At 60.4% G+C, this 23,045-nt stretch carries 18 protein-coding genes and 1 pseudogene; 10 read left to right on the top strand and 9 right to left on the bottom strand.

What is annotated here, in order from left to right; translation table 11 throughout:
* Window positions 1-274 precede the first annotated feature (274 nt).
* A complete protein-coding gene (locus A9D14_RS19210; protein ID WP_218845286.1) occupies window positions 275-694 on the bottom strand; it encodes a DUF2147 domain-containing protein in 420 nt (139 codons plus the stop codon).
* Window positions 695-1,045: 351 nt separating this feature from the next.
* Between A9D14_RS19210 and A9D14_RS19205 the strand changes: the two genes are divergently transcribed.
* The 5 genes and pseudogenes from A9D14_RS19205 to A9D14_RS20425 all read left to right on the top strand — a co-directional run bounded on the left by A9D14_RS19205 (window position 1,046) and on the right by A9D14_RS20425 (window position 3,856).
* Window positions 1,046-1,312 (top strand): DUF2933 domain-containing protein, encoded by a 267-nt coding sequence (locus A9D14_RS19205; protein WP_229735667.1) that lies wholly within the window; start codon window positions 1,046-1,048, stop codon window positions 1,310-1,312.
* Between the two features lie 17 nt (window positions 1,313-1,329).
* Window positions 1,330-2,019 (top strand): methyltransferase family protein, encoded by a 690-nt coding sequence (locus A9D14_RS19200; RefSeq protein WP_066850942.1) that lies wholly within the window; start codon window positions 1,330-1,332, stop codon window positions 2,017-2,019.
* A 42-nt stretch (window positions 2,020-2,061) separates the two neighbouring features.
* Window positions 2,062-2,838 (top strand): annotated as a pseudogene (locus tag A9D14_RS19195) (polyphosphate kinase 2 family protein).
* A gap of 311 nt (window positions 2,839-3,149) precedes the next feature.
* Complete coding sequence (locus tag A9D14_RS20430) at window positions 3,150-3,422, top strand: hypothetical protein (protein WP_305930551.1); 273 nt, start codon at window positions 3,150-3,152, stop codon at window positions 3,420-3,422.
* Window positions 3,407-3,856 carry a lycopene cyclase domain-containing protein gene (locus A9D14_RS20425; protein ID WP_332459795.1) on the top strand — a complete coding sequence of 150 codons (450 nt, stop codon included), beginning with the start codon at window positions 3,407-3,409 and terminating at the stop codon, window positions 3,854-3,856. The genes A9D14_RS20430 and A9D14_RS20425 overlap by 16 nt, the downstream gene beginning before the upstream one ends.
* A 70-nt stretch (window positions 3,857-3,926) precedes the next feature.
* Here A9D14_RS20425 and eno read toward each other — a convergent pair whose 3' ends face one another.
* A complete protein-coding gene (eno, locus tag A9D14_RS19185; RefSeq protein ID WP_066850941.1) occupies window positions 3,927-5,204 on the bottom strand; it encodes a phosphopyruvate hydratase in 1,278 nt (425 codons plus the stop codon).
* Between the two features lie 528 nt (window positions 5,205-5,732).
* Between eno and ppsA the strand changes: the two genes are divergently transcribed.
* Entirely contained in the window at window positions 5,733-8,156 is a 2,424-nt protein-coding gene (ppsA, locus tag A9D14_RS19180; protein ID WP_066850940.1) for a phosphoenolpyruvate synthase, read from the top strand.
* The gene (locus A9D14_RS19175) at window positions 8,153-9,160 is read left to right on the top strand and encodes a hydroxyacid dehydrogenase (protein WP_066850939.1); all 1,008 of its coding nucleotides are present in this window, start codon (window positions 8,153-8,155) and stop codon (window positions 9,158-9,160) included. The genes ppsA and A9D14_RS19175 overlap by 4 nt, the downstream gene beginning before the upstream one ends.
* A gap of 308 nt (window positions 9,161-9,468) precedes the next feature.
* Here the strand turns inward: A9D14_RS19175 and A9D14_RS19170 are convergent, their stop codons facing one another.
* The 4 genes from A9D14_RS19170 to A9D14_RS19155 form a co-directional block, all read right to left on the bottom strand.
* Window positions 9,469-10,179 carry a CBS domain-containing protein gene (locus tag A9D14_RS19170; RefSeq protein WP_066850971.1) on the bottom strand — a complete coding sequence of 237 codons (711 nt, stop codon included), beginning with the start codon at window positions 10,177-10,179 and terminating at the stop codon, window positions 9,469-9,471.
* Complete coding sequence (locus tag A9D14_RS19165) at window positions 10,179-11,234, bottom strand: type II glyceraldehyde-3-phosphate dehydrogenase (RefSeq protein ID WP_066850938.1); 1,056 nt, start codon at window positions 11,232-11,234, stop codon at window positions 10,179-10,181. Before A9D14_RS19165 ends, A9D14_RS19170 begins: the two co-directional genes overlap by 1 nt.
* 53 nt (window positions 11,235-11,287) lie before the next feature.
* Window positions 11,288-12,883, bottom strand: coding sequence for an ABC1 kinase family protein (locus A9D14_RS19160; RefSeq protein WP_066850937.1), 1,596 nt, complete (start codon window positions 12,881-12,883; stop codon window positions 11,288-11,290).
* Between the two features lie 495 nt (window positions 12,884-13,378).
* On the bottom strand, window positions 13,379-13,939 hold the full coding sequence (locus A9D14_RS19155) for a hypothetical protein (RefSeq protein WP_066850936.1): 561 nt from the start codon (window positions 13,937-13,939) through the stop codon (window positions 13,379-13,381).
* A 99-nt stretch (window positions 13,940-14,038) separates the two neighbouring features.
* Between A9D14_RS19155 and A9D14_RS19150 the strand changes: the two genes are divergently transcribed.
* Window positions 14,039-14,782: a Crp/Fnr family transcriptional regulator gene (locus A9D14_RS19150; protein ID WP_083988213.1), complete on the top strand. Its 744-nt coding sequence runs from the start codon at window positions 14,039-14,041 to the stop codon at window positions 14,780-14,782.
* Between the two features lie 68 nt (window positions 14,783-14,850).
* Here A9D14_RS19150 and A9D14_RS19145 read toward each other — a convergent pair whose 3' ends face one another.
* The 3 genes from A9D14_RS19145 to A9D14_RS19135 form a co-directional block, all read right to left on the bottom strand.
* Window positions 14,851-15,498, bottom strand: coding sequence for an RNA polymerase sigma factor (locus A9D14_RS19145; protein ID WP_066850935.1), 648 nt, complete (start codon window positions 15,496-15,498; stop codon window positions 14,851-14,853).
* Between the two features lie 621 nt (window positions 15,499-16,119).
* Window positions 16,120-16,683: an RNA polymerase sigma factor gene (locus A9D14_RS20550; RefSeq protein WP_066850934.1), complete on the bottom strand. Its 564-nt coding sequence runs from the start codon at window positions 16,681-16,683 to the stop codon at window positions 16,120-16,122.
* Window positions 16,684-17,414: 731 nt separating this feature from the next.
* Window positions 17,415-18,356 (bottom strand): 1-phosphofructokinase family hexose kinase, encoded by a 942-nt coding sequence (locus tag A9D14_RS19135; RefSeq protein ID WP_066850933.1) that lies wholly within the window; start codon window positions 18,354-18,356, stop codon window positions 17,415-17,417.
* Window positions 18,357-18,802: 446 nt separating this feature from the next.
* On the opposite strand from A9D14_RS19135, the gene otsB reads away from it, so the two are divergent.
* Both otsB and A9D14_RS19125 read left to right on the top strand, forming a co-directional pair.
* Entirely contained in the window at window positions 18,803-20,377 is a 1,575-nt protein-coding gene (otsB, locus tag A9D14_RS19130) for a trehalose-phosphatase (RefSeq protein WP_066850932.1), read from the top strand.
* On the top strand, window positions 20,370-22,796 hold the full coding sequence (locus A9D14_RS19125; protein WP_066850931.1) for a glycoside hydrolase family 65 protein: 2,427 nt from the start codon (window positions 20,370-20,372) through the stop codon (window positions 22,794-22,796). The genes otsB and A9D14_RS19125 overlap by 8 nt, the downstream gene beginning before the upstream one ends.
* Window positions 22,797-23,045: the final 249 nt, after the last annotated feature.

The following is a 23,045-nucleotide window of genomic DNA, read 5'->3' as shown; positions in this document are numbered from 1 at the left end:
GAGGCTCCCGCCCTCGGACCTGTGCAGCCGGTCCGCTTCGCTAACAATGTCCTTAATTGACCGACACATCGACACATCGCCATATAGGAGTTATATGGCGCATCGATCGGCCACTAATCAATGCATGGAGAGAAGGCGGTGACGGTTCCTTTATCGTGATGGGGGAATCAGTTTGCCACTTCACTTTCCTGCCCCGCAGGGCAAAGGGCAGACGTCAAATGGACGATCGTGTTCAACGTGCTCTCTGCGGTTGCAACGCTCCCGGCAGTACACATCAGTTTGAAACCCGCGTCCATTTCTGGTTCTTGCAACCGACATGCCCGAACATACATCCATGAACCTGGAGGGTGTCGGCGCTGATCGGTTTCAATTCCCCGCCGACCGTTCTGTCGAGATCGGGAACCAGAACTTTCCCGCGCCATTTGTTCCGGCCGTACCGATCGAACTCGCGGAAAAGATTGATGCCTATGAGCACGTCGGTTCCGGCTTTCGCTGCGTCGGCCTTCGCTTTCTCGTTTGCATAAACAACGACGCCGCAAAGCTTCGTGCCGCATTCCTCGATCCGGACACGAACACTTCCGGACGGGTTAGCCCAAACACCCATGATAGCCTCATTCGGCGCTCCGGTTTGCCGAGCATGTGCCGCATTCGATGCAAAGATGAGGGCCGCGCCCATGATGACCAAACGAATCATAGCCTCTCCTTCTTACACCAAAAGAGAACCGGGCATACTAGGTCTGATGAACGAACATCGTCAGGCGGCTCATACACTCTCACGTTGGCGACGACCTTGTCCTCGTTCTGACGCACCGCTTCTGGAGCGACAATGGAGCGTGTTCGTGGAAACTCTTTGCGGCTTCCCCCGGCTCGGTAGTCGATAAAGTCAAGGCCTGTTCTGCCGAGCGGACTGTAATCTGGGGAGCCATCGCGCGTCCATGATGCTGAGGCGGCCTCCTTTCTTTGATGGCTACCGTCCTTAGGCCGAAAGTGGGAGCAAGATATGAGGCAAGGTCACAAGCACGCGTCCGACAGACGGGGATGGCGGATGCCGATCGTCTTCCTCGGTTTTGCAGCGATTGCGGGGTATTTCCTGCTTACCGAGCATAGGGTTCACGCGCTCAGCATACTTCCCTGGGCTTTGCTCTTGCTGGCCTGCCCGCTGCTCCACATGTTCATGCACGGTGGACACGGAGGTCATGGCGGCCAAGGTGGTGATGATGATGATCAGCGCACCAGCAACAACGGCGCGAATCCGGTCCGCGATCGCCACAGCGGACACAAGGTCACCGATTCCAGCGCCCGTCGCCGATAACTCCGGAGAAACCTGCCATGCATAGCGACGCATCCGCCGCCTATGGACTTTGGGGTCTGGTGATCCTCAACTCCGCGATCTTCATTTTCTTCGCGTTCAGCTTCTTCAAACCGCAAACCAAGCGCGATTGGCGATCATTCAGCGCTTTCAGTGCTTTTCTCGTCGCACTTTTCGCGGAGATGTACGGCTTCCCGCTGACCATCTACCTGCTCTCGGGCTGGCTCCAGAGCAACTATCCGCAGGTGGACTGGTTCTCGCACGACGCCGGCCATCTGCTCGAGGAGTTGTTCGGATGGCAAGCCAACCCTCACTTCGGGCCCTTTCATATCCTGAGCTTCATCCTGATCGGCAGTGGCTTCTGGATGATATCGAGCGGTTGGGCACGGCTTTACCGGGCCCAGAAGCAAGAGAAGCTCGCAACTGAAGGTATCTATTCCTACGTCCGGCATCCACAATATGACGGCTTCATCCTCGTCATGCTCGGCTTCCTGTTCCAATGGCCGACTGTCCTAACGCTGGCGATGTTCCCGGTCCTGGTTGTCATGTATGTGCGTCTCGCCCGGAGCGAGGAGCGCGAGGCGCTCGCCGCTTTCGGCCAGGACTATCGCGCCTACATGGCACGCGTCCCGGGTTTTATTCCCAGGCTGTCGCGCTCGCGGTCAGGTGATCCAAATCTGCCCAAAAGGCGACCGCGGCGCCCGTTCTAAAACGGCCCAGGACGAAGCCCTAGTAGAGATTGTCAGATCGATATGAGCAAGAACAAGCAGGACAGATCTGCGCCCGGCTACGCCGAGAAACTCCATGCGCTTCAGATCGGGCTCAGCGCGTTGCAACGCTAGGTGATCGCCGATGGCCGCAAGCTGCTGATCATTCTGGAAGGGCGCGATGCAGCCGGCAAGGACGGCACGATCAAGCGCATCGTCAAGCATCTGAGTCCTCGAGACACCCGAGTAGTGGCCCTTGGTGCACCATCGGACCATGATCGCCGGTCCTGGTATTTCCAGCGCTGTGCAAACCATCTTGCGGCTGAGGGCGAGATTGTCGTGTTCAATCGTAGCTGGTACAATCGCGCTGGCGTCGAGAAGGTGATGAACTATAGCACGGAAGCGGAATGTGAGGAATTCATGGCGCCCGTGCCGCTGTTTGAGCAGCTTCTCGCGCATTGCGGCGTCACGTTGGTCAAATATTATCTCGATATTTCGAAGGAGGAACAGAAAAGGCTTTTGGTTGCTCGCCGGAAAGATCCGCTGAAGCAGTAGAAACTCAGTCCAGTGGATGACCAAGCAATTAAACGCTGGGATGCCTACAGCGCGGCTCGCAACGAAATGCTTGCCCGTACACACAGCGTTGCCGCACCATGGACGGTGGTGCGGGCCGACGACAAACACCACACCCGGCTTTCGCTCATCAGCGATCTGTTGAGCCGTTTCGGGGAAGCGCCGCACACCGATTTCGGCTTGCCGGATCCCAACACCGTATTCCTCTACGACAGCGCTGCGCTCGAACAGGGTCTTATCGCGCCGTAAACCGCCGCAAGTCAGTCCCGTGGACCACGGAAACTAAAATCTTGAAGGCACATTACGCAAAAACACCGTGTCATTGGCATGGGCAACTCCGGCACCGGTGTGCGCAAGTCTCCGAGATCATCGGCGAACATTTTTGTCCGATCCGAGACTCGGTCTTGTCGTCTGCGAAAGGCTGTGTTGCGAAGGCCGATTGACGGTGCTGCGGTTCACAGCGCACATCGCCCGAACGCGATACCGCTAACGCATGACCGCATCACCGCCTCTGAGCGACAAGGATTTGCCTGCGTGCCCGAGAATGTCAGGGAACGAGGATGAACCTGTCCAATGATTTCGTCTGGTTGATGTGGTCGCTGGCATTCCTCTTGGCCTTTGCCCTGATCTACCTTGCGTTCCCCGTGCACCGGAAGGTAATGGTGCGGGCCGCACTTGGCACGGCGCCACTCGGCTTGACCGAGCCGCTATTCGTCCCTGAATACTGGCATCCGCCCAGCCTATTCGATCTCGCCCAAAAACCGGTTTTGACCTCGAGAGTATCATTTTCTCTTTCAGCATCGGCGGCATTGGCGTTGTGCTCTACAATCTGATGAGCCGGCACGAGACGATGCCCGTCGAGTCCCATCACCGGCACCGTCTGCACCGCCTTGCACTGGCCACGCCGGTGCTATTTTTCTTTCCGCTCATGGCTCTTGGGTGGAATCCAATCTATCCTGCGGTCATTGCAATGGCGGCCGGTACTGGGGCCGCCGTTTGGTGCCGCCCGGATCTCCTCGCCAAGACGTTTATCGGCGGCATTCTCTTTCTTGTGTTCTACGCAATCTTTATCGTCGGTCTTCGGATCACGACGCCTACCTATATCGAACAGGTCTGGAATCTGCCCGCTTTGTCAGGGATACTGCCTGCCGGCATACCAGTTAAAGAGTTGCTATTTGGCGGCGCATTTGGCCTTTATTGGGCAAACGTCTACGAGCATCTGACGTGGTCGAAGTCCTCGCCGCTGCCTAAACGGGATGGTGTCTGAGCCCCAGCGCGATCGAGCTTCGCGGCCATCATCAGGGCGCAGTAATGGCAATCCAGACGCCTGGCGGCTCTCATGCGACAAATGGCGATGAGAAAATGGCTTCGCCGCCGAGTTGGTGCTCGATTTCCAGCAAGCGATTGTACTTGGCGAGACGTTCACCTCGACACGGCGCTCCGCCCTTGAACTGACCACCGGTCATCGCGACGGCAAAATCTGCGATAAAGTCGTCTTCTGTCTCGCCGGATCGATGGGAGAATTTGTAGCGCAGTCCAGCTCGCCGACACAGTTCGATCGCCGCCACCGTTTCGGTAACCGTGCCGATCTGGTTGGGCTTGATCAAAGCAGCGTTCGTGGCTTTGTCATCAATGCCCCGCTGGATGAAACGCGAATTGGTAACATACAGGTCATCGCCGACGATCTGGATGCGGTCTCCCATCGCCAGGGTCTGCTTTACAAAGGCGGGCCAGTCCTGTTCGCCGAAACCATCCTCGATCGACACGATCGGAAATGCGGCAATCCAGTCAGTGTAGACAGCCAGAAGTTCGTCACTGGTCATATGCGCTCCGCCGAGCCCGGGCAGGACATAACCGCCGTCCTTGACGAAGGAGGTCGCTGCGGGATCCAGCGCGATGGCAATTTGACGGCCTGGTTCATAGCCTGCCACCTCAATTGCGCGGACGATCAGCTCGAGCGCTTGACGCTCGTCTTTCAGATGGGGCGCGAACCCGCCTTCATCACCGACCCCCGCACCCAGGCCTTTCTCTTCCAGAAGCCCCCTCAGGACATGATAGGTTTCCGAACCATAGCGCAGCGCTTCGCCGTATGTCGGGGCACCATGCGGTACGATCATGAACTCCTGCATCTGGAGCCCATTGGCGGCATGCTTGCCGCCATTGATAATGTTCATCATGGGGACCGGGAGACGCCGGGCGGTGGAACCCCCGAGATACTGGTAGAGCGGTAATTCCATCGCCTGAGCAGCGGCCCGAGCGACCACCAGCGAAACACCGAGAACGGCGTTTGCGCCGAGCCGCGCCTTGTTCTCGGTTCCGTCGAGTTCACACATCAACCGATCAATTTCCGGCTGCAGGACAACATCCAGACCGATGAGGGCGCCCGCGATTTCGCGTTCAACATTTGCGACCGCCTTCAGGACCCCGCGACCGGCATACCGCGCCGCATCGCCGTCGCGAAGTTCGTGGGCCTCGAACTGGCCAGTCGATGCTCCCGAGGGCACCGACGCGCTTGCGGTGATACCGCCCTCCAGACGGACTGTCACCTTGACCGTGGGCCAACCGCGCGAGTCAAGAATCTCGTGCGCCGACAGAGCAGCAATGGTTCGCTTCATTCGAAGTTTCCTATTCCAGCAAACAAATTCAATGACCGCGGCCTCGGCCAACTCACGCTTTGTCCTGCGATGTTACAACCGACGGCAGCGGCACGGCCCCAGCACATTCCGAAAGTCGTCCGCCGATCGACCCGCGTCCGAATTGCGACACCGTCTTCGTCACGTCTTTCGTCACTGCTCGTATCTGCAGCAGGCACGCGCATTGGCGCGTCATCAAAGAGACGTCGCAGCGGGCCGATCCTTACCAGAACGCCCTCTCCAATCGCGTGCAAGCGCGCCGATCTCCGCGTCTGAAATGACGAGTCTGGCAGCAACATGGAAATCCGCTTGCCGGTTTCCCGGGGGACCCGCACCACGCGGTACTGTAAGATCGGGTGCTGCCCTGCGTCCCTTCCGGGACATACTGATAGTCTGTCCTTGGCCGGCGCGGCAGCAAGAGCGGTCCCTGGTTCGCTGTCGGAAATCGCTTCGCGGCAGGTAGTCGGCAATAGGATTTATATCAGCCGTGAGTGCACAAGGAGCGCAGCGATGACGGAAAAACGCATAGCCTGGTTTGAGTCCCTGAACGTGGGCGACGTTCCCATCGTCGGCGGCAAGAACGCCTCGCTTGGTGAGATGGTACGCACACTCAAGGAGAAGGGCGTGCGTGTGCCGGGCGGCTTCGCGACGACCGCCGCGGCCTTTCGCGAATATGTGGCTGCCAACGAAATCGAGCCGGAGCTACGCGCCAGCATTGCGGCATTGAAGAGTGAAAACGCCTCGTTGCATGAAACAGGCGAAACGATCCGCCGACTGTTTCTCGACGGAGAATTCCCGGAGGCGATCGCCACGGAAATCCGGGACGCCTATCGCGAGCTTTCCCGCCGCAGCGGCCAGGATGAGATCAGTGTTGCTGTGCGCTCGAGTGCGACTGCTGAAGACTTGCCCCAGGCGAGCTTTGCCGGTCAGCAGGAAACCTTTCTCAATGTGCGCGGTGAGCGCACGCTGCTCGACGCCTGCCGGCGGTGCTACGCCTCGCTGTTTACCGACCGGGCGATCAGCTACCGAGAAACCCAGGGGTTCGATCATCTGGAAGTCGCGCTGTCGATCGGCGTCCAGCGGATGGTACGCTCCGACCTGGCAGGTTCGGGAGTCATGTTTTCGATCGATACGGAAACCGGATTTCCCGGCGTCGCCGTGATCAGCGCCGCATGGGGTCTCGGCGAAACCGTCGTGCAGGGCGCGGTCGATCCCGACAAATATCTCGTCTTCAAGCCCTTACTCGACGACCGGCGCTACACCCCGATCATCGAGAAGACGCTCGGCGCCAAAGAGACCAAGATGATCTACGCGACCGGCGGGAGCGAGCGCACCACGACAGTTGCAACCACCCAGAAGGAGCGCCAGGCCTTCGTTCTCAGCGAAGCGGAAATTCTGGAGCTCGGCCGCTGGGCCGCAACGATCGAGGACCACTACGGCCGGCCGATGGACATGGAATGGGCCAAGGACGGAGAGACCGGCGAACTCTACATGGTCCAGGCGCGGCCCGAGACGGTGCAGTCGTCCCGGCAAACCGGCCAAATCAAGAGCTACCGCCTGAAGACGAAGGGAAAGCCGATCATCACCGGCTCGGCGATCGGCGAAGCGATTGCCTCGGGTCAAGTATGTGCCATTCGCAGCGCCGCCGACATCGACACCTTCCGCGACGGAGCCATCCTCGTGACCGGCATGACGGACCCCGACTGGGTCCCGATCATGAAGAAGGCCGCCGGAATCATCACCGATCATGGCGGCACGACCAGCCACGCCGCCATCGTCAGCCGCGAACTGGGAGTGCCCGCCATCGTCGGCACGGGCCATGGCACCGAACTGCTGCTTGACGGGCAGGAAATCACGCTTTCCTGCGCTGAAGGTGATCGGGGCGTTGTATACGAAGGCATCCTGGAATTCGAGTCATCGCAGGTGGATGTTTCCGACCTGCCCGAAACCCGAATCGCGATGATGGTGAACATCGCCAGCCCTGCCGCCGCCTTCCGCTGGTGGCGCCTGCCTGCGCGAGGAGTTGGCCTTGCGCGGATGGAGTTCATCATCAACAATCTGATCAAGATCCATCCGATGGCGCTGATCCATCCCGACCGCGTGGCCGATCCAGCGGCGCGGCGAGAGATCCGCCAGCGCACGCGCGGCTACGATGACCCAGTCGACTTCTTCGTCGAGACGCTCGCGCTGGGAATCGCCAAGCTCGCAGCACCCTACCACCCGCACCCCGTGATCGTGCGCTTGAGCGACTTCAAATCCAATGAATATGCCCACCTCCTCGGCGGCAGCGTTTTCGAACCGGAAGAGGAGAATCCGATGCTCGGATGGCGCGGTGCTTCGCGCTACTACGACGAGCGCTATCGCGAGGGTTTTGCCCTGGAATGCCGAGCGCTGAAGACGGTGCGCGAAAGGATCGGTCTCGAGAACGTTGTCGTCATGGTGCCATTCTGCCGCACGCTCGAGGAGGCTGATCGCGTGCTTGCCGTGATGAAAGAGAACGAACTCGAGCGGGGCCGGGACGGCCTCGAAATCTACATGATGTGCGAGATTCCCGCCAACGTCTTCCTTGCCGAAGAGTTCGCGCAGCGCTTCGACGGATTTTCGATTGGTTCCAATGACCTCACGCAACTCGTGCTCGGAGTCGATCGGGACTCGGGCGATCTCGCCGCCCTGTTCGATGAGCGCAATGAAGCGGTAAAGCGTGCGATTCGCGAAGCCATCGTCCAGGCGCACGCCGCCGGCATCAAGATCGGGATCTGCGGCCAGGCCCCCAGCAACTATCCCGAATACGCCGCTTTTCTGGTTGAAGAAGGCATCGATTCGATCTCGCTCAACCCCGACAGCTTTGTCTCTACGCTTCGCAACGTTGCCCAAGTCGAGCAGAGTTTGAAGACCGCGCCGCGAGCAACCTCCGAGCCGGATGCTTCTCGATGAAGGTCGTCGTGTTCGAGACGGAAGAGTGGGAGCACCAGGCGTGTCTGAGGCTTGAACCCGAGCACGAGGTCGAATGCACTCGCCAGCGCCTCGACCCGCAAACCGCCACCCTCTTCACGTCGGCAGAAGTCGTAAGCACCTTCGTGAACTCACAGCTCGGCGCCGACGTACTGACCCAGTTCCCCCGTCTCAAGCTGATCGCAACCCGGTCTACCGGATACGATCATGTCGATTTGGACTGGTGCAAGGCGCACGGTGTCGCGGTCGCGAACGTACCCGACTATGGCGATTCGACCGTGGCGGAGCATGCCTTCGCCCTGCTCCTGGCCGTCGCCCGCAATCTGGTCGAGGCGGTGGAGCGCACACGCCGCGGCGACTTCTCGCAAGCCGGGCTGCGCGGCTTCGAACTGCGTGGCAAGACGCTCGGCGTCATCGGAACCGGACGAATAGGCCGCCGCGCGATCGAGATCGCTGGCGGGTTCGGCATGAATGTCGTGGCCTACGATCTCTATCCGGATGAAGACGCGGCAACACAATTCGGGTTTCGCTATGCCGCTTTAGATGAAGTTCTCGCAGATGCGGACGTAATCACACTCCACGTGCCGGCGAACCCGGGAACCGCGAGTCTAATTTCCGACCGCGAGTTCGACCTGATGAAGTCCGGCGCACTCCTGATCAACACTGCGCGTGGCAACGTTGTCGATGTGCCTGCGCTGGTACGAGCTCTGGCCGATGGCAAGGTTCGGGCGGCGGGACTTGACGTATTGCCACAGGAGCCTCTGGTGCGCGAGGAGGCGCAAATTTTTCGGGGAGCGTCGAGCGATGGCTACGACCTCAAGGCGCTCGTCGCCAATCACGTCTTGCTGCGGTTCCCGAACGTGATTGTGACGCCCCATAATGCCTATAATACGCAAAGCGCCGTTCGGCGGATCATCGAAACCACCGTGGAGAATATCGAGGCATTCGGGCGCGGCGAGCCGCGTAATCTGGTTGGAGAACGGTAAAGTTCACACCTTCTCCAATGCACAGAACCAGCAGCCAAGTCCGCTACGGGCCCTTACCGCGCCCCTGATCGGCGCCCGGATGGTTTCGGGCCGGCGAACACCGCCGTCGGAACACCAAACTTTTGCTCGCTTCGGTCATGCTCCGGGACGTAGCGATCACGGCAAAACGCCTATGGCGGCACCAGGCTCAGGTATCCCTGATCAACCCCCTGCGATGGTGCGCGTTAAGGCATCCGGCATGAACCGCTGCCCCAATGGAGCGATCCACCATTTTTGCCCTTGCCCGCGTCGTGTTCAGGCAGAGCCCTTCAGGCGACCCAGCCATAGGCCCCCCAGGCATAGGGAGGCATTGTCTCGACGCTCAGTTCCAGACCCTTTACGCCCGGGACATTCTCGACTGCGACCCGGAGCGCGTCCACTTGACCCTGCGAATCCACAAGGCCCCAAATACGCACGGTCCCGTCTGCGACAATCACGCTGATACCGTAGGACGGGGCCCAGTCCGCTTGCTCGAGTTCCTTGAGAAGCTGTTCGCGGATTGTCTCGTCTGCGACTGACACGGGGGGAGACGCCATGTCTTTGCCCGCGGCCAGACCGCGTATAAGATCGGCGCGACTGACGATGCCGACAACTTTGCCCTCGCGCATGACCGGAACACGCTTGATCCTTTGGGTTTCCAGCAGGTGTGCCACTTCGCTGCTCAGGGAATCCTCCGTGACGGTAACTACTTCGGGCGTCATCACGTCTGCGGCGAAGCGCCCGCGTGCCTTCACATAATCCGCCGCGCTTGCCCCCTTTTTGGAGAAATGTCTCAACCACCAGGAACCGTGCGGATGGCTACCGTCCTCGGTCCTGCGCAGCAGGTCCCCTTCGCTAACAATACCCCTGAGCTCGCCGCTGGCATCGATCACCGGCACGGCACTGATATGCCGCTCAAGAAGGAGCCGGGCAACCTCCGGGATCGGTGTCTCCGGCGCAACCGAAACGACCGAGGGTGTCATAATGTGCTTCATCTTCATCATTGATCTCCCAGAGCTTTGGCGATGGTACCGATTCCAAGCGCGGCATTGGTCCTGGCAATGGACTCATTCGGATCACGAATTTGCCCGACCAGAGCCCTTATTGCGTCGACCGTTTCAGGAATGACGATCGCCTGGTTATCGACCATGTAGCCGTAGAATAGTTCATCCCCTTCCACCTTCAGCATGTCCGACCACAGGGCTACTTCGTAGAGGTTGTCGTGAGGCCGGCCGAGATCGGCCATCAACTCCTTCACGGTGTTTATGGCCGTCAGTCCATCTGCCATGCGGATGAGCGCGATACGGCTCGACGAACGAAAAGCCTCGAGTACCTCTTCCTTTTCCGCCGGGCGGGTCAGTTGCACCGCCCAGTAGTGCAGGTGCGCCAGGGTTTCGGGCACCTTTACCGCCATCGTGACGACATCGAGCTCGGGATCGACGCTCTTGGCATCAGGCCCCTGATGGCTAGGAATTTCGGGTTCCGGAACCAGCGTATTCATGATTCCGCCGAGATGACTCTCCCACGGGTCGGTGGCGCGGCGCAGCAACGTACCCCGGGCCCGGCGGAGCAGGCCGGCATTTTTCAGCGCGCTCAACGTCCGGACAATCGAGGTCGTGTTGCAGGAAACAACGCGGGTGCTCTCCCGATCGAGCGCGCCCACGTAACTCGACTCGGCCACGAACGAATGCCCGGTGACCGTATGCTTCTCGCCGCCCTGAACGATGAATTTGATACCCACCTGCCGGTAGATTTCGACATTCTTGGCCGCTACGTGCTTCGGCGTGCAATCGACGACCAGGTCGGCTGCTGCGAGCAGATCCTCAAGCGTTCCGCTCACATCGAGTCCGGCTTCACGCATGAGGTCGGCCTGTTCTTTCGCCGCACCAAATAGCCGATAGCCCTTTTGCGTCACCATGCGTGAGCGCCAGTCGGCGTTGATGTCGGAAACCCCTGCGAGTTCCATATCGTCCTGCCGGGCAACCGCGTCGGCCACCCGTTTGCCGATGACACCATAACCGTTGACGGCTACGCGGATCTTTCGATTTCCATTCACGTCATTCTCCTCAGGTTGATTGATTCTCGCTGGCTGTCCATCGGTCAATCCTTCTATAGCCGGCCTGACCGCCCGACCGCCCCGACCAGTCGGAATGATAACCCCAACGCCAATAAATAGCCGAGGAGCGCGAGCAGCGGGACGTTGCCCAGCACCCGTGGCCCGGCGCTGTGCAGCATCAAAAGGGACGCCGCGATGTAGAGGCCCAGGGTCACGAGCGCCAAGGCGAGCCGGTTGCCGGTCCTGTCGAGGTGAGCTTCGATGGTTTCCAGTCCCTCGTGCCGGACAATTATGGCGGGGTGGAAGCCATCGCTCTGCAGGCGCCGGAGAAAGGCCGCGAGCACGCCGGGCAAGTCATGGGCTGCCAGCGCGGCTTCTGCCTTCAAACGAGCGCGGCCACCATTGCCCGTCTCATCACTCAGGAGGCGTTTCATCACGTCGCGACCGCGCGCCAGCAGCGTATCGAGGATTTTGAGGTCCGGATCGAGCGTACGCAGAGCGCTCTCGATGAGGAATAGGGTCCGCATCAGAACCACGAGGTTTTGCGGCAACATAACCTTGTCGTCAGGACCCAGATGCGCAACCCGCAGGACCGCCTCGGCAAGCGACCAGTCTTTCAATGGCAGTGACGCATAGTCGGCGAGTATTTCGTCGATGCCCCTGATAAACGCGGATCGGTCATCGACCTGATGGAGCAGCCCCAGGTCGATCGCTGAATCCAGCATCCACAGCGGGTCGCCACTTACGAAGGCCTGAAGGAAAAACGCGAGCGCGCGGCGTGTACGGTTATCGAGATATCCTGTCAGACCAAAGTCGTGGAAGCACAGTCTTCCATCAGGCGTGACGAATAAATTGCCGGGGTGTGGATCGCCGTGGAAGAGCCCGATGACGAAGAACTGGTTAAGATAGGCGTCGACAAGTACTTCCGCCAGGCGAGGGCCATCAACCGAAGGGTCGGCAATCCCCGTCCCACCGCTCATTTCCTGGACCAGAACGGTCTCGGTTTGAAGGTCGTCAATTACATTGGGGATAAAGAGCGACGGCCAGTCGCGAAAGGCTTCGTTGAAACGGCGGATGTTGCGTGCCTCTTGCCGGAAATCGGTTTCCTTGCGCAGATTAGCCCATATTTCGTCGACGAGACGCAGCGGTTGAAGGCGTTCAAGTCGGGGGGCAATGATTATGAGTAACCGGGTGGTAGCGACCAGCGCACGCATGTCGCGGTCGATGCGGGCGCGGATTGCGGGCCGGCGAATCTTGACGATGACCGCGCGCCCGTTGTGCAGACGGGCGCGGTGGACCTGCGCAATGGACGCGGCCGCCAAAGGTTTGGTCTCGAAAGTCGCAAAGAGTTGCTCGGTCGACTGGCCAAAGGCTTCCTCGACCGCCTGTTGCGCCTCAGCACCTGGAAAAGGCTCGACATTATCCTGCAGCCGCCCCAGTTCATCGAGCCACCGCTCGGACAACAAATCCCGGCGCAAGCTCAATGTCTGCCCGAGCTTGACGAATGTCGGACCGAGCCGTTCAAGCGAAATGCGGGCGCGGCGTGGTAAGCAAGAGCGATCGGGCGGTGTGCGGCGCAATCGCTCATACGCAGCGAGGCCGAGCAGACCTATAGCCCGTGCGCCAATGTGGAGAAGCCGACCGATCATGATGCCCGCAATCGGACTCTCGCGCTCATAGCGCGGCTTTCGAGAAGTGCCCGCGCGCCGGCCACTGGCCCCTGGGAAATCGCGCGGACGGACGGTTGCCGGCGGCGGCAGTCTCGTAGAGTCGACCCTGGTATCCGGTGCCTCCGACAGGATCAATGCGAGGCCTGATGTCGCAGTCGCGGGGCGATGAGCGCGGACCAAGAATGGATTGCCTCTGGTCGCAATTGCCGAGTCGCGCTTTCCGGGCTGTAAGAACTCGTACGGCAGGGAAACGCCGCGCGTCCCCTTGCCGCGCGCGTCCACCGAGAGCTATCGCATGCATGCGTGCAACGCGCCGCAGCCATTCCATCCTCATGCCAACCTCCTCTCTGGAAAAACCGCCTGGCCGGGTCGCCATCAAAACCGGCGGGCTGACCTCGAGAGAGACGCGCGAGCACCGGCATTGTTACAGAGGCGCCTTAGCGAAAGGTCAGGAGCGGCGAGTGAGGACCGCGCTTATCCTCGCTTTGCCGCGGAGGAAATATCGTCGCCCCGGTGCCACTGTTCGAGCCATGATAGATCGGTGTATCGTGCCGGCATTTGGTTATCCTCCGCGTCTCCAATATACTTGGAAAATTCTACCTGGCGGATACGATGACCTGCCGCCTCGAGACAGGCGCGTACGCTCCGCTGTGATGAGGCAACGCTGGTCTGTATGATTTCGCAGCCAAGCCGGAACGCGAGGCTGTCAATGGCAGCGACCAGAGACCGGGCGACCGGCGCCTGCTGACCGATGCCGAACGCTGCGAGATAATGTGCTACAAGGGGCTTGGGACTCTTAAGCGGTTCGACTCGGTACAGGCACAGCCCATAAAGGTGGCCAGAAGCGACTGTCGCTGCGAGAATCCCGCGTCTGTCGAATTTATCTTCCCTTGTCAGGGGACTGGCAATCCGGATCCATTGCTCGAACATCAAAATGGGTGCGACTTCTCGGACAAGAGGAAACGCCTGGCCGATTTGCGTGCTCCGGAGCGGGGCGACGCTGATCGGATTCCCGAAATTCATCTCGTGCGTCATTCACAACTCCATCACCGCAGCAGTTGATAATGCGGGGATCGCGGAGTTCCTTGATGTGTCTCAATTGTTAAGCTACAAATTGGTGGACGAAGGAAGTCCATGAAGAGCGCATGCGCACAGCAAGTACAGTCACTCTCGTCCGGAAAGGAGCTCTTGCCGGAACCCTGCGCTGCATGTGCCGCGCGCGTCCTCAGTGTATGCGATGCGATCGACGATTGCGATCTTGACCGACTTGCCGCGATTACCAGCGTGCAGGACATTGCTCGGCATCAGATTTTCGTGACCGAAGGCGACCCGGCAGACCACCTTTTCAATGTCACCGACGGTACGGTAAAAGTCTACAAGCTGTTACCCGATGGCCGGCAACAGATTACCGGTTTTCTGTTTGCCGGTGACTTCCTCGGGCTCTCTTTCCTGGAAAGATACGGCTGCAGTGCAGAGGCAGTCACGCGGGTGCGATGTTGCCGATTCCCCCGCAAGCAGTTCGCTGCCATGCTGACGGACTTTCCGGGCATCGAGCGGCGGCTTCTCGGGATAGCATCCAACGAACTTGCGGCCGCACAGGACCATATGGTGCTGCTCGGCCGCAAGACCGCGCGCGAACGGGTCTCCACATTCCTCCTCATGCTATCCCGCCGCGCCGCGCGGTCCGGAGGAACGGCTGATCCTGTCATACTGCCCATGACCCGCACCGATATCGCCGACTATCTCGGTCTCACGGTAGAAACCGTAAGCCGTACCTTCACCCAACTGAAAAAGGACGGGTTCATAGAGCTTCGCGAAGCTGGCGTCGTCCATCTCTCCAACCTGCCTGCGCTTGAGGACCTCAACGAAGGCTTCTAAACTGCCGGGCCGTCAGGTCAGCGGAAAGGCACCCGAACTCCGACCAGGTCGATTTGACGGTGCGGCCACTATATCTCGGCGCGCCCGCCCAGTTGCTCGCGGCGGCGGCGCCATCGCTCTGCCTCGTCACATCGACAGTCGAGGAAACCATGAACCGGACAGGTCATGCACATTTCTTCCAGCCGCTTCTTGAGCGCCTGACGACCGCGATGCAGCCTGACGGTGATATTGTTCAAACTGACACCAAGGCTCGCCGCCACCCGGTCCCGTGGTTCTTCTAGCAAGTCTATGCGCCAGATCACCTCGGCATATTCCGGCTTGAGAGTCGGCAAGAGCTTGTAAAGACAATTGCAGATCGCCTCTTCGAGCTCGTCATCCGGTTCGATCGACAGTTGCTCGAGATCGACGGGATCCACGATTTCCTCCCGTTTACGCCGTTTGCCGGCTCGACGCTGGTGATCAACGATTGTCGTGGCGAGAATACGGCTGAGCCAGCCACGAACGCTGCGCACATCGCGCAGGTCAGCAGACCGCTCGACAGCGCGCAGCATGAACATCTGCAGGACCTCCTCGGCCTCCTCCCCGCTGCCCAGTCGCCGGCGAAGAAAACCTAGAATCTGCCGGTGCCCTTCGACGAGCGCGCGGCGAACTGCAGCATCCGCTGCCCGGGCGGCGATGTCGGGATCATCATCCGGCAATGGGTCGTCATGGGTCAATGTGGGTCTCCAGCCATTATCGACGCAGTGGCTTAGCGGTTGTTACAGCCAAGCCTGCCTACAAAGGCTTTTCAGACCTCGCTTGATGCAAGTGCGCCTTAGCGAAAGCGAAAACTTGCGTTGTCTGACCTTTGAGGGACCTGCGCTTCGACGAATATACCTGCCGCATCCCTGCGGCCCTTGAGCCGCGGACCTGCAAATTCGATCGGTGCTGCGAAGTCTCGCCCCAGCGCCATGGCGCAACCGATCGGACCGTCCTCGGGCTCGCTGGTGGCAGAAGCAGTGCATTCTCGCTTTCGGTGCACAAGGAACAGCAGGCGCGCGATCCAAGCCGCACGACCGGAATGCCCTCGACATTGCCAAAACGCCTTCGCCCGCACTGATACCGCGTCTTGCCGGGATCACCCCTCCATCAGGAGAACCGGCGCTTGCCAGAGGAGCAGTCTGATCCATTGGGCGAAGTGATCTTGGCTAGAATCCCAATGTGATTGACTGCTCTTCTGACGATGCGTGGGCGTTTGATATTCAAAAGATCACTCCACTCCTTCCTGGCCCAGCCAGGGCGTGCCATGCCGCCAATCCTCTCCTGTCTCGCACAATGAACAACAGGTGCTGCGCAATTCAGAAGAAGGATGCCGCGATGGCAGCTCCTTTCAGACCATCGTGTTCGCTGTTCCGCTGCGCTTCGTGCGTTACGGGACTGCAATCGCAGTCGCCAGAGCTCCTGAAATGGCAGGTGGAACAGCGCTTTTCGATCTGATCCTTCATCGCCCGACGCGCCCTGTGCAGGCGTACTCCGATATTGTTGGGCGTGAGCCCGAGATCAGCCGCAATAGTTTCTCGCGGTTCTTCTTCGAGATCGACGCGCCGGATGATCTCGGCGTAATCCGAGCGAAGCGCCGGCAAGGCGTCCTGAACGCAAGTGCATGGATTTTCATCATAGTCCGTTTCGGGAGTATCCGCCATTTCCCGGGGCTCGGCTTCATAGGCATCCCTGCCCCGCTGCCGCGCCGCGCGCCGCCGATAATGGTCAATAAGCGAATTGCGCAGGACGCGTCGGAGCCAGGCGTCCACCTTCCCGTTGTCCTGCGGTTCCCAGGCGGCCCGAAGGACTTTGACGCAGAAATCCTGAAACGCATCCTCCGCTTCCTCGGAACGGCTCAGTCGCCGTTGGAAGTACCGCATGAATTCGGCGCGGCATTCGGTCAGTCGTTGGATGACGGCGTCCTCGCCGCGTGCAGACGAGGGTCGGGATGACCCGTTATGTGTTAAGGTTGGCATAGTAATGCCTCCATGCCGAGGAAACCAAAAGGGGGGGGGTCGGATCGCAAAGGACCCGCGCATACCCACCGCGAAAAGCCGGATTTACGCGGCCAGTCGGGGCGGTGGGATTTCTCTTTCGAGGAGTGCAGGATCAAAAGTGTCCGCTGGCCCAATCGACCATGCTCCGGCTGTCGGTGCGGCGCGACGAGACAAGTTGCTACCGGGCAGAACCGCGCAGCAGATCGACGAGCGGCAATGGTCAGCGGTTGCAGGGGACTGTTTGTGAAGTGCGCCGGTCGTGCAATGCTCTTCCAGTTCGGCTACTTGCGACGTGGATGTCGCGACCGGAGCCGCGAACACGGCCGCATCGAGATGAAGAAAGTTCAGGCCGAGCGCCAGCAACAGGCAGAGAACCAAGCGGCGCAAGCTTGCAGCACGATTGGGGTTTCTTGCAGAAGCTTTTCTCACTGAAGCGGCACCGACATATCCGATGGCCCGGTCGCCATCTGGGGCACCTGACACGCGAATGCCTCGGCCGGCATTGAGCTATGTCAACGCCGCGCATCTAAGGCGACCGGGCACCCATCAGGGTTCGCTCAAACGAGCGGCAATGATTGGTTTGTCCGTTCCCGTTGTTCGATTTTCCGGTGCGCTCACGGCCGAGGCGCGATTTGCCTGGTCAGTTCACCATATAGCCGCTCGACATCTTCGCGGCGACACAGGCCAGTGCCAGGCGACAACACGGCGGCAGCGCCTGCCGCCATGCCGTAGGCGAAAGCATCTTGCTCATCACGGCCCTGCGCCAAAGCGAGTGTCATCGCCGCGACGAAGCTGTCGCCAGCGCCGACCGCGCTCTTTGCGACCACATCGAGCGCCGGCTGGCGTATCGCGGCTTGAGCGGTCACGAGCAACGCACCGTCGCGCCCAAGCGTCAGCGCCACCATCTCTGCCGAACCAGCATCAATGAGCTCTCTGGCCGCCGCCTCTTGTGCCGCGCCGTCGGCGAGCCTGCGTCCGGCCAGCGCCTCAAGTTCGCCAAGGCTGGGCTTCACCAGGTGGACGCCGCGAACAAGCCCGGCACGAAGCGCGCTTCCCGACGTATCGAGAACCAGTCGAATTCCCTTGCGGTGCGCCAGGGCAGCTACGGTCTCATAGAAATCGTCGGGAACAGCACGCGGCAAGCTGCCGCTGGCGACGAGGTATTCGCAATCGATATCTTCGAGGGCCTCCAGGATTGCGCGCCATTCCCACTCCATCACGAGCGGGCCCGCGGGGACGAAGCGATATTCCTCGCCGCTCGAGCGTTCAAAGACTGCGTGGCTGATGCGGGTATGGTCCTCGATCGGTATACGACGGTGTGCAATCAATGCGGTTTCGAGAAGGTCGTCGAGCACACTGCCGGTCGCGCCGCCGGCCAGATACATCGCAAGTGCAGGGCCACCCAGCTCCCGGATGACCCGGGCCACATTGATACCGCCTCCTCCAGGGTCATAGCGTTCATCGGACGTTCGGATCTTGTGAACCGGTCGCACCAAGTCCGCCTCGGCAGAGCCGTCAATCGAGGGATTCAGAGTCAATGTCACAATCGTCTTCATTCGCCAGCTCCTCCCAGCTATCCTGGACACGATGCCGGCCGATGGACAGCAACCGGGTAGCGCCGCCCGCCAAGGGCAGCGTAGCAAGTCTTCTGTGATCTCGAGCCGGACATCGTGCGACAGACGTTGCTTATGCCGATTTGTTACGCGCGGGCCGCTCCCATGGTCCTTTCGAGAACCGCCGACAGGTGAAAAGCCGCGCCGATACGTCGGTCGTCTCCCCGGCCCATGCCGCAAACTTGCCCGTCCGGAGGACCACCGCAGGAGCGAGCGGCGCGCGCACCGGTGTAATGCGCCAGCAGCGCGTTCGTCTAATGGTAGTCCTTCTTCTTGGGAGCCTCTCTTGTGCGCCCGCAGGGAGAAAAGAAGCTTCATCACTCGAAGTAGGGCAGAGCGCTGATGCCGGTCATCGGTGGACCGCCGCAGAACGGAGACACAGCAAAGCGATGAGCCCTGGTCCGGCCGATCCGCATGAAGAGGGTTACGCGGCCTTCCTCTTTGACCTTGACGGCGTGGTCACCAATACGGCGCAGCTGCATGCAGCGGCATGGAAGCAATTGTTCGACGAATACCTTGCCCAGCGTACAAACCGGCGCGGCAAGCCATATCGAGCGTTCGGAGAAGAGGACTACCGACGCTTCATCGATGGCATGCCCCGATACGAGGGAGTGCGCAGCTTCCTCGTATCGCGCAAGATCAGCCTGCCCCATGGCGATCCTGCCGATCCGCCTGATCGCGAGACGATCTGTGGTCTCGGCAACCGCAAGAATCGTTTCTTCCAGGAGCAGCTGGCAGATAGCGGCGTAGAAGTCTTCGAAACCAGCGTTGCCTTCATCCGAGAGCTTCGCCGTCAAGGCGTGAAAACCGCTCTCGTCTCCTCAAGCAAGAACGCATCGGCTGTCCTCGATGCAGCCGGTCTGAAAGGGATTTTCGACGTGCGGATCGACGGCGTGGAAGCCGAACGGCTTTCGCTGGCAGGAAAGCCGCGGCCAGATACCTTTCTCGAAGCAGCGCGGCGCCTGGAAACGCCCCCGCAACACTCGGTTGTCATAGAAGATGCCATTGCCGGTGTAGCGGCCGGCAGGGCGGGCGGCTTCGGACTCGTGATCGGTATCGACCGGACCGGCGTTGCGGCTGCCATGAAAGCAAATGGTGCCCATATCGTGGTTGAGGATCTTGCCGAACTGGAGCTTCGCCCGATTCCTCCGATCCAGTATCATCAGACCGCCGATCTGCTGCCCGACGCCCTCTCCTGCACGGCCGGCATATGCGCACTATTTTCCAGAAAGCGTCCGGCCGTTTTTCTCGACTACGACGGCACGCTGACGCCGATCGTCGCCCGGCCAGAACTTGCCGTCCTGTCCGCCGAAATGCGGGGGATCCTCGCGGATCTTGCCTCGCATTGCCATGTCGCCATCGTCAGCGGGCGCGACCGCGCGGAGGTGGCTCGTCTGGTCGGCCTTGACGGTCTCGTCTATGCTGGAAGTCATGGCTTCGACATCGCAGGTCCCGATGGCTTGCATGAGGAGCATGAAGGCGCTTCCGCCTTTCTTTCGGCGCTGGACCGTGCCGAAGCACTGCTCCAGGCCGAGATTGGCGACATCGAAGGCGTTCTGCTCGAACGCAAGAAGTTCGCCATCGCTGTCCACTACCGTCTGGTGGCGCGAAGGCAAATCACGCGAATCAAACGCGCCGCGGAGACGGCGGCTGAACGCCATGGCCTGAGGCAAACGACCGGCAAGAAGGTTTTCGAGTTGCGTCCGGATTTGGACTGGGACAAGGGCAAAGCCGTTCTCTGGCTATTGTCCGCGCTCGATCTCGAAGCAGAAGACGTCGTGCCGCTCTATGTCGGCGACGACGATACGGACGAAGACGCGTTTGCCGCACTGTCAGGTCGGGGAATCGGCATCCTGGTCACGAATGCTGGCCGCCACACCTCAGCGCAGTATAAATTGTCGGGCACCAAGGCTGTCGAGCGGTTTCTGGGCTCCCTCTCTCGAAGGCTGGCGCGTCGTGGCTAGCTGGACCCTTGCCTATGAAGGCTTCGACCCGGACCAGGAAGCCTTGCGCGAGGCGCTGTGCACGCTCGGCAACGGCTATTTCGCAACCCGTGGCGCGGTGGAAGAGAGCGATGCGGACGAAACCCACTATCCCGGCACGTACCTGGCGGGCGGATACAATCGTCTGGTGACGGATATTGCCGGGCGGCCGGTTGAAAACGAGGATCTCGTCAACCTGCCGAACTGGCTCCCGCTCACCTTCCGGCCGGAGGGTGGCGAGTGGCTCAATCTGCCCAGCACCCAGATCCTTGTCTACCGCCAGGAACTGGACCTGGAACAAGGCGTGCTCCGGCGCGTAATGCGCGTGCGCGACCGCGAAGGGAGGGAAACGCGTCTCACCGCCCGCCGTCTCGTCCACATGGGTTCGCCCCACCTTGCCGCGATAGAATGGACGCTTGCACCAGACAACTGGTCGGGGGGCATCGAAGTGCTGTCCGCCCTCGACGGACGAGTGACCAACAGCGGCGTTACGCGCTACCGCCAGCTCGATGGCAAGCACCTCATCCCATTGATCGCCGAGGAATTCGGTGAGGATGGTCTTCTTCTCGTCGCTGAGACCAGCCAGTCGCGTATCCGGATCGCCGAGGCGGCCCAAACTCACGCTTACAGCAACAACGAAAGAATAAAAAGCGAGCGCCAGTTCCGGCAGGATCACGGTTATGCCGCTCACGCGCTCTCGTTCGAGGTGGCGGAAGGAAGCCCCGTCACGATTGAAAAGATCGTCGCGCTACACACCTCGCGTGACCGGGCTATTTCGAGTCCCGAGCAGGCGGCACGGAACACGCTGCGCAAGTCGGGCCGCTTTGCGGCGCTGCTCGAGGATCACACCCGCGCCTGGTCGCATCTGTGGCGCCGCTGCGACATCGTTATGGAGGGAGCACAGCGCACGCAGATGATCCTGCGGCTGCACATCTTCCATTTGTTGCAGACCGTTTCACCGCACAGCGTCGATCTCGACGCCGGTGTGCCCGCGCGCGGGCTTCATGGCGAGGCATATCGCGGTCATATCTTCTGGGACGAACTCTTCATCTTCCCTTTCTTCAACCTGCGCATCCCCGAGATCACGCGCGCGCTGCTGTGCTACCGTCATCGCAGGTTGCCCATGGCACGGTGGCTGGCGCATGAGAGCGGATACCGCGGCGCCATGTACCCGTGGCAGAGCGGCAGCGACGGGCGGGAGGAGACGCAGACGCTCCATCTCAACCCCAAATCCGGCCGCTGGTTGCCCGACAACTCGCACCTGCAACGCCACGTCAATGCCGCCATCGCGTACAATGTCTGGCGCTATTACCAGGCGACGGGAGATCACGAGTTCCTGTCGTTTTACGGCGCGGAAATGCTATTCGAGATCGCTCGATTCTGGGCGAGCATAGCAGTCTTCAACCCAATTCGCGGCCGATACGAAATTCGCGGCGTAATGGGCCCGGACGAATTCCACGATAGCTATCCCTGGTCGGATACGCCCGGACTCGACAACAACGCCTACACCAATGTCATGGCAGCCTGGGTGCTCGGTCGCGCATTGGAGGCCCGCAATCACCTCGATGCTGAACGGCGAACCGAACTCGACGAATCGCTCGGTCTCAGCGCGGAGGACCTCGTCGCCTGGGATGAGATCAGCCGCAAGCTGATGGTACCGTTCCACGAAGGAGTGATCAGCCAGTTCGAAGGTTATGAAAGGCTGCTGGAGTTCGAGTGGGAGGCTTACCGAGAGAGGTACGGAGACATTCGCCGGCTCGATCGCATCCTTGAGGCCGAGGGAGACACCGTCAATCGCTACAAGGCATCAAAGCAGGCCGACGTGCTGATGCTGTTTTATCTCTTTTCATCCGACGAACTGGGACATCTGTTTAACCGTCTTGGCTATAGCTTTGAGAAAGAGCTGATCCCGCGAACTGTCGATTATTATCTGCGACGAACCTCCAACGGCTCGACGCTGAGCGGGATTGTGCATTCCTGGGTTCTGGCCCGATCGGACCGAGCGGAATCCTGGATGCAGCTGAAAGACGCGCTGGAGAGTGACATTGCCGATGTTCAGGGAGGTACGACCCCAGAGGGCATTCATCTTGGTGCCATGGCCGGCACGGTTGATCTGATCCAGCGCGGGCAGACCGGACTGGAAATTCGCGATGACACGCTGCGGCTCGACCCTTGCCTTCCGCACGAGCTGCAAGGTCTGAGCTTTCGCATTCGCCACCGCGGTCAATGGCTCGATGTCGAGATCAAAGGCGGCCGCATCACCGTGTCTGCATCCGAGAGCTGGGATGGACCGAGCCGGCTTGTGATTGGCGGCAAAAGCTACCCTCTGGGCGCGGGCGAAGTCCGTCAGGTCGCTTGCCATTACCCACAGCGTGGTGATGATCGGGCTGAAGGCGGCTAAGCGTGATGCTCAACCGGAATGACCTGCGATTTCGAACTGGGCGCACCGAGCCAGCCTGGTGCGGGGCTCGTAGCAGTTTGCGGTTGCTCCGGCAAACCTCTCAGCAAGTTGTCCTCTTACCCGGACCTTGCCGCCCCGATTGGCCGACCTGGCCGAACCCCCCCCTGTTGCCGGCGCCGCGTCGTCGGATCGGATGACGCAGAGCTCTGTGGGCCGCACGTGCATGACCATCTCCATCGGCATGATCCG

This window comes from Croceicoccus marinus (assembly GCF_001661675.2).
In the GTDB taxonomy this organism is placed as follows: domain Bacteria; phylum Pseudomonadota; class Alphaproteobacteria; order Sphingomonadales; family Sphingomonadaceae; genus Croceicoccus; species Croceicoccus marinus.
Note: the sequence above shows the minus strand (reverse complement) of the source record. Positions and strands in the feature narration are given on the sequence as shown.